This window comes from Flavitalea flava, from assembly GCF_054461575.1.
Genome location: NZ_JBTLQH010000092.1, coordinates 1 through 7,619, shown reverse-complemented (window position 1 = coordinate 7,619; position 7,619 = coordinate 1). Strand labels below are relative to the sequence as shown.

At 45.8% G+C, this 7,619-nt stretch carries 8 protein-coding genes; 5 read left to right on the top strand and 3 right to left on the bottom strand.

The window, feature by feature from the left end; translation table 11 throughout:
* The 4 genes from ACX0G9_RS31240 to ACX0G9_RS31225 all read left to right on the top strand — a co-directional run.
* Window positions 1–964: catalase-related domain-containing protein (locus tag ACX0G9_RS31240; RefSeq protein ID WP_459068924.1), on the top strand; the 964-nt coding region annotated here is incomplete at its 5' end.
* 77 nt (window positions 965–1,041) lie between these two features.
* Window positions 1,042–1,338 carry a hypothetical protein gene (locus ACX0G9_RS31235; protein WP_459068923.1) on the top strand — a complete coding sequence of 99 codons (297 nt, stop codon included), beginning with the start codon at window positions 1,042–1,044 and terminating at the stop codon, window positions 1,336–1,338.
* 28 nt (window positions 1,339–1,366) lie between these two features.
* Window positions 1,367–1,870, top strand: a complete 504-nt coding sequence (locus tag ACX0G9_RS31230; protein WP_459068922.1) for a YciE/YciF ferroxidase family protein — start codon at window positions 1,367–1,369, stop codon at window positions 1,868–1,870.
* A gap of 156 nt (window positions 1,871–2,026) precedes the next feature.
* Entirely contained in the window at window positions 2,027–2,599 is a 573-nt protein-coding gene (locus ACX0G9_RS31225; RefSeq protein WP_459068921.1) for a YciE/YciF ferroxidase family protein, read from the top strand.
* On the opposite strand, the gene ACX0G9_RS31220 is transcribed toward ACX0G9_RS31225, so the two are convergent.
* On the bottom strand, window positions 2,596–3,570 hold the full coding sequence (locus ACX0G9_RS31220; RefSeq protein WP_459068920.1) for a GlxA family transcriptional regulator: 975 nt from the start codon (window positions 3,568–3,570) through the stop codon (window positions 2,596–2,598). The two genes, ACX0G9_RS31225 and ACX0G9_RS31220, sit on opposite strands and share 4 nt — an antisense overlap.
* A 115-nt stretch (window positions 3,571–3,685) precedes the next feature.
* Between ACX0G9_RS31220 and ACX0G9_RS31215 the strand changes: the two genes are divergently transcribed.
* The gene (locus ACX0G9_RS31215; protein ID WP_459068919.1) at window positions 3,686–4,501 is read left to right on the top strand and encodes an alpha/beta fold hydrolase; all 816 of its coding nucleotides are present in this window, start codon (window positions 3,686–3,688) and stop codon (window positions 4,499–4,501) included.
* 464 nt (window positions 4,502–4,965) lie between these two features.
* Here ACX0G9_RS31215 and ACX0G9_RS31210 read toward each other — a convergent pair whose 3' ends face one another.
* Both ACX0G9_RS31210 and ACX0G9_RS31205 read right to left on the bottom strand, forming a co-directional pair.
* Window positions 4,966–7,260: a DUF5703 domain-containing protein gene (locus tag ACX0G9_RS31210; RefSeq protein WP_459068918.1), complete on the bottom strand. Its 2,295-nt coding sequence runs from the start codon at window positions 7,258–7,260 to the stop codon at window positions 4,966–4,968.
* A gap of 114 nt (window positions 7,261–7,374) precedes the next feature.
* Window positions 7,375–7,551 (bottom strand): hypothetical protein, encoded by a 177-nt coding sequence (locus ACX0G9_RS31205; RefSeq protein WP_459068917.1) that lies wholly within the window; start codon window positions 7,549–7,551, stop codon window positions 7,375–7,377.
* Window positions 7,552–7,619: the final 68 nt, after the last annotated feature.

Here is a 7,619-nt window from a genome sequence, read left to right as displayed (position 1 = left end):
TCCCAACTCCATGGGAGGCGGATGCCCCTTCCAGGCAAAAATGTCGGAAGGCGGGTTTAGTTCCTATGCCGAAAGGATCGATGCCAAAAAGATCCGTGAAAGAAGCCAAAGTTTTTTTGATCATTTTAGCCAGGCTGCTTTATTTTTTACCAGCCAATCGGAGCCTGAAAAAAATCATATGATCGATGCGCTGCGTTTTGAACTGGGTAAAGTGGAGATCGTAGCCATCCGTGAACGTATGTTATATATCCTTTCCCAGGTCGACAAAGGCCTTGCAGAAGAAGTAGCTTATGGTCTCGGTCTCAGCGTTCCGAAATCCATCGATCCGCCGCTTAATCAAAGCATACCCGCTGACGGAGACCCTAAACGTTTTCAGCCTATTCCGGTAAAGGGAAAACCTGTGCCTTCGCCGGCCCTTAGTATGGCTAACACGCCAAAGGGTAATATAAAAACCCGTAAAATTGCGATCCTCGTTGCCGATGGCGTGAACGAAAATAATGTAGCGGCCATGCGCAAAGCGCTTACCGCGGCCGGTGCTGTGGCCGAGATCATAGCCCCGCGTCTGGGATCGGTCAAAGGAGAAGGCGGACAGACCGTTGCCATCGATAAAAGTCTGCTGACCACCGCTTCTGTTTTTTATGATGCCGTCTATGTTCCTTCCGGTAAAACCAATGCGGGTATTTTGGCGAATGATCCGGATGCCATTCATTTTCTTAATCAGGCTTACCGGCATTGCAAAGCCATTGCCGCTGACAGCGCGGCAACACCGGTTTTACAAAGGACCTATTTTGCCGATATATTGCCGGAACTAGTTGGAAATGCGTCGAAAACCGGGGCAGATAAGACGTTGACCAATGGTATTTTGCTCAACGATAAAGTGAATAGCTTATCCAAAGACTTTATAACAGCCATCGGTCAGCACCGCTTCTGGGAAAGGGAAAAACCACGGAAAGTTCCTGCCTAGTTTCTCCTGGCATAAAAACGGACATTAATCCATCCATCCTTGGCACAGGATTTTCTTAGGTAAGGGAAATTTTGGATATGCCGAAAAATAAAGAGACCCGAACAGAACCCGTTCCGGTTCCCCTGGATAAAACATATGTAGAGCATCTCCGGGTCGGGGACCGCTTGTTTCATTATCCACCCAGGGGAAATGATGAAACCTCCTTTAAAAAAAGTCCTTCTCCCGAATACAGCCTTTATTCAGTTATAGACCTTCCTGCGGAAGATGTAATTGTCATGGTAAGGGCCTTTGATACCGGGGAAGAAAAACAACAATTTTCCCGTTCGGATCTTTTATCCGGGCAGTGGTGGCGCGGACCCAATCAGGAGCCTTGACCAGTAAATGTAAAAAGTAAAATTAAACATGAAAAATTTAGAAAACCCGGCACCGCTCGTGTCTTTGTTTTTAGCCGGCATCAGGGATCTATACTGGACAGAGAACTACCTGGTTAGAGCCCTTCCCCAATTAAGCAAAGCCAGCACTTCGGACAAATTAAAAAGAAGTTTTGACCATCATTTACAGGAAACGATAGAACAGGTAAAACGATTGGAAAAAATATTTGACTTTCTGGGTCAGGAAAAAACGGCCAGTAAAAGTGAAACCATGGAAGAGTTGTCACAGGAAAGTAAAGCAGTGATCCAGGATACCCTGGCCGGATCTTCCTCCAGAGATATGGGTATAATCATGGCCTCGGAAAAAGTAGAATTATATGAAGTAGTTACCTATAATGGTATGCTTTTACTGGCCAGGAAGATCGGCAGGCACGATATCGCCAGTCTGTTGGCAGAGACGCTGGCCGAGGAGTTAAGGGCTGCCAGTACGCTGGAAGAAATTGCCCAACATGAAATTAAAGGGAGTATAGTCTGAGCCCGGGGTTGGTGTGGGTGATGGGGATGGAATTACCCAGAAAAGGAAATAAGAAACGTTAAAAGGGAATAGGTAAAAGCAAGAAAGGCGTTGGCATGATTATATCAATAAAGAAATAAAAAATATTACCTAACAAAATTTTTAAAAATCAATATCATGGCAACAACTAAAAACACCACCAAAAACAATCAAAAAAAATCTTCTGAAAAAAATTCCGGCGAAAAAGTCACCGACTCCAGGTTACAGGATTTCCTGCATGATGAGCTGAAGGATATCTACTGGGCAGAAAAACACATCGTAGCCGCACTTCCAAAGATGAAAAAAGCGGCTACTTCGGAAGAACTCAAGACAGCCTTTGATGAACACCTGGAAGTAACCAAAGGTCATGTAGATCGTTTGGAAAAAGCATTTCAACTATTAGGTGAAAAACCCCAGGCTAAAAAATGCGAGGCCATGGAAGGCATTCTAAAGGAAGGTACTTCCATTATTGAAGACACGGAAAAAGGAACAGCCACCCGGGACGTTGGCCTGATCCTGGCTGCCCAGAAGGTAGAACATTATGAGATCGCCACCTATGGCGGTTTAAAACAGGTCGCGTTAACTCTCGGATTGGATGAAATCGCCAATCTGCTGGAGCAAACTTTAAGTGAAGAAAAAGAGGCCGATGTAGCGCTGACCGTGGTTGCTGAAGAACATATCAATTATGATGCTGCAGTAGAGCAGGATTAATTACTAGTTGAACCATACTTATTCCTGTATTCGACCGGCGATAAGCCGGTCGTTTTTTTAAATATATTCCGGAAGGCCTTGGTATCCGAATAACCCACTTCATACATCAGATCGACAATCGTTTTCCGGGTGGTCTCCAACCCTTTTTTAACAGCCTCGATACGCACCCGTTGAATATATACGAGCACCGTATTGGAGGTAGCTTTTTTAAACCTGCGTTCAAAATTTCTCCGGCTAAGCGCAAACAGGGTTTTTAACTGATCGATGGTAATTTTCTCCGTATAATTATTTTCAATGAACTCCTGGGCCCGTATTATGGGCTCATCTTCATGATTCTTTTGTCCCATAAAGATCCGGAAGGAATGCTGGTTTTTCCGGTCGATCTCTATTTCGAACATTTTTGATACAAATACAGACATTTCCCTGCCGGTATACTTTTCGATCAGACAAAGCAGAAGGTTCAGATAAGAATAGGCGCCGCCACTCGTATAGATTCCTTGCTCATAGGTGATGATCTTATCCCCTGTTACCTTTATGGCAGGGTACATTTTCTGAAGATCCGCAGCAGAAGCCCAATGTGCAGCACAGGTCTTTCCATTCAGCAAACCGGTGGAAGCCAGGAAATACGATCCCACACAAAGACTGGCAATTTCCGCATTATTCCTGTATTGCCGGATGACCCAGGGGACGAATGCGGCATTAAGGGGAATAACCTCCCTAAAATCTCCGCAGAGCATCGGGATAATGATCAGATCGGTCCTGTCCAGCTCCGTTAATAAACGATCACAGTGAATAATATAATTACCCTCATCCAGGGAGGTCTCCCTGGAAATACCAACCAGCTCGACCTGGAAAAGGGGTGGCTTACCCTGGTACTGCAAAAAATCATTCACCTTGACAAACAATTGTTTGGAGGCATCGAGGCTACTCAGGACGGTCCCTTTCAAAACAAGGATGGAAATATGTTTCATGAGATGGAATGGCTTACTGAGCACAAAATTAGGGATAAACCTTGTCGTAATCAACCCCTGCAGAATGTCGTTAATACCCCCCTTTTGTTATTATCAGGCAAGCTAATTTTGAACAATGGACAAACTGATCTCCAAAGACGGCACCCACATTGCCTACGATAAGACAGGAAATGGCCCTGCATTGATTCTGACAGATGGTGCTTTCTGTAGCAGAAAGTTCGGACCCATGGTCAAACTGGCGCCGTTGCTGGTCGAAAACTTTACCGTATACACTTATGATCGCCGGGGTCGGGGGGACAGCGGAGATACCATGCCCTATGCCATTCAGCGGGAAATGGAAGATCTGGAGGTCTTGGCCGGAATAGCCCGGGATGCAAAAGAAGTTTTGTATTTATTTGGGATATCCTCGGGTGCCGCGCTCGCTGTCCGCGCTGTGGCTGCCGGTCTCCCTGTCACCCGGCTGGCCTTATTCGAGCCGCCTTATATTGTTGGGGCAGACTCCACAAACGGTAAGCCCAAACACCAACCTCCGGCCGACGCGGAAGAGCAGTTAAAACGAATGATTGCAGGGCAGGAAAAGGGAAACGCCGTCCGGTTCTTTTTAAGAAAAGTCATGGGAATACCTGCCATTGTCCCCTTCATCATGCAATTTCTACCGGTCTGGTCGAAGATGAAAGCCAATGCCAACGCATTGCCCTATGAAGCAGCCATCATGGGGGATTTCAGGATGCCAAAAAAAATAGTAGCCTCCCTCAGGATTCCCACCCTTGTTCTGGCCAGCGATAAAAGCCCCGAAATCTTACGCGAGCCGGCATTGCTGGTTGCGGAAACCATACCCAACGGACAAGGGAAAATAGTGAAAGGCCAGATCCATGATGTTCCGGCGAAAGTGCTGGCACCTGTATTGAGAGATTTTTTCATTACCCCTTAAATCAAATATGGGTTGCCTGCCATGGTTTTTATGGAGATCATGTTTCAACAGAAGACTGTCGAATGGGATATTTACATCAGTCTGCCACCAATCATCCATATTTAGAGGCATCAAATCTTCCGCCTGAATCAAATCTTTTGCCTGAAGTTGGCCTGGATTAAATCTGTCTGCCCAAAAGTTATCAGGACCAGGATTCACCCAATTGACCAGATAATCGATGGATTGCATAAAACCGGCAGATTCCATTTCCTGCGCCCGGATAGAAAGGCTAAAAAAAAGGGTAGCCAGCAGACCTAAAATTATTTTCATATAACAAGGTAAAGATCTGGCGCCGGATAGCTACACTTGTGACTTCGCTTTTATCCTGGAAATCATAAGGTATTCCGTCTTTACACAAAACATGCATAACAGGCCTGAATTATGCTGACCGGGATAAGGGAGCCCGTTGGTCTTCAGGAGGTAGTTCACTGTAAAGACATAATGACGATATCCTTTCGGCGGCTCTCCGGAGTGACTACCAGTCTTTGTAACTTCCCATCTCTTAACTCACCTTCTATTATAGTTGCACCGGCGCCATGCAGTTTAAAGGAAACATTCCAGGAAGCCGGCCAGGCTGGAAATAAAAACAATTTATCCTTACCAGACTGTTGCTCCATTCCGGACTGTTGCTCCATTCCGGACTGCAGGAGCATATTTTGAAGCGCCATTGCTCCTACTCCTCCATGATCCAGGTCAGGGATCTCGTCATTGGAGGGCCCCCACATAGCGGGAAAACGAAAATCCTTATTCCAGTCGGTCATGCGTTTGCTGACCCCACCCGCCGCAATCCTTCCCAAACCCAGGCAGCCAGCCTGTATCTCGTCCTGCCACCAACACTTATTCTCTCTGAACTCCCGGGCAGCAAAACTGTTTCGGCCAATATCCAGGGAATCCTTTCCTATTCCAAAGATCCGGTAGGGAAAAACCGCGTATAATTCCGGGTTTTCGACATTCGATTTACTGCAGAATTCGTAGGCCGGCAACAGAACAGTCTTTCCCTTACGTTTGGTTTTTGGCAGAGCAGGCAGATCCGTAAGCGTTTTTCCCCAGGCCGAACGCTGGGCGGTGGTGGTAAGTTCTTCCGGTAAAGCAAGCAGTCCTTCAAGGACATATTGCAAACCAGCTATATCGGGAAGAGGATTGGTCGCTGTCTGCCAGGTTTCCAGGGACTGGGTGGAATCAAAAAGGAGTTTATTTTGTTTGTCCCGTTTCCAATGCTGGTCGTAAAACCGTACAATTTCTGTGGCAAGGGGAAGAAGGGTATCTCTCGCAAATTGATTATTCCGGGTAATTTTATACTGTTCGAGCATCATGGTCGACAACTCGAGACCACCCGACCAATAATGTCTTATATAGGTGCTTTGCGCAAACCCATCCGGAATATTTTTGCGATTGAACCCATAATCGAAATTTGAATAGGTTCCCCAGGCATAGGATGTCTCTGAGAAAAAGGCGCCTTCATGTTTATAATAAATACGGGTGCGTTCTTTTGCCAGGGGCAGGGCCGAAAGATAAGTACCATAGAAAGGGGCCAATATATCAAAATCGCCGGAGGCTATCATCGGCCAATAAACCAACCTGACATTCTGAAACCAATTGGCGCTGCCCCATCTCCTGAAATCCGGATCATAGGTCAAGGGCAAGGTAAAAATAGAGCCGTTGAATTTTATCCAACCCTTTCCCCGGCCTCCGCAGGCCGTGAGGTAACGTTGAAGATCGTAACTCCGCGTGACAAGGGTCCCGGTATCTCCGGCTGTCTGTATATCGATCCGGCTCCGTTTCCAGAACTGATCCCACCACTCCTGATGAGCCGTTAAACATAGCCGAGGGTTTTGCTGCCGGATCCTGGTTTGTTGGGCATTAAGTGCAAGCAGCCAATCATTGACCGTACCATCCGTTGTCGTCAAGGCTACGATGTCCAGCTCCTGCGTTATCGAAGGCTGTGACGAGATCAGGGTGCTGTCATTTTTTTGCCGGAATTCCGGACCGCTGATGCCTGCTCCGAAAGTCCTTGACAAAAGGGGATCTTTCTGTCCTTTGCTAAACGCTCCCAGACCCTGTAAAGTTAAGCTATACGGCCAGCAGGAATGATGGTTATGATGATACCATATTATGCTGTTTGACCCGCCGAGGGTGGTTGACCCTACGGAGAGAATGCTGTCCGGATATTGAATGGTGGGAATAAATTTTACGGTACTGTCCTCGCGGGGAGGATAAGGATCGCTGAAAGCCAGGTCGGTCACCAGGTTGCGTTCCTGACGCCGCCAGTTCTCCAGGCGGACTTGAGTTGAAAATTTTATTTTACTGTTTATAGAAAGATGAATGGCCGGGTTATTGGCATCCACCCATAAATGGTAATTCACCTGTTCATTGCCGCTTCCACCGACTATTTCCATCTCCCCTTTCTTCAAATGCAGTACCTGTTGAAAAGATCCATTATTGGCAAAGGGATTAGGAGAAAGGGTTACCCTGATTCTGCCGAGCTTGAGGAGCCGGTTATTATCATCATAAGCATCCGTTTTGCCGATAAAGAATAAAAGATCTCCGTTCCGTTCAACCCAGGCACTTACGCCGATATCTCCATTCCCCAATGGAAGGGCATCGTGAAAATCCTTGCCTATCTCTGTCCAGCTCAGATCAGCTTGTGCGGATCCTTTGCTGCTAATCAAAATATAAATGCCGGTAAGAACAGAAATCAGGAGCCAATTGAGCCGTTTCATATAACAAAAATTCATTTTAAATAACTGGAGACCATGCAATGTAAACCCTATTCTTAAAAAGAAGAAACCCATCTGGATGTAGATGGGCTATACTATTTAGCAAGGGATTATTTCTTATTTCTTATTTTTTGGTACTCCATATTTATCGAGTAATTGTTTAGCGCTTTCTGTCTTTTTTACAAAATATGGATCGGTACTTAAATCTGGTACATTGGAAAACGAAACTTCTTTTTTCCTCCTTTCCATATCGAGAGTTTTTTTTCTATCATTATTTTTTGCAGTAGTACTCATAGAATCTTCTTTTCCTATTAGGTAAAGATAATGCTTATTTTCTGGCAATCAAAAATGCCAGATAGTTC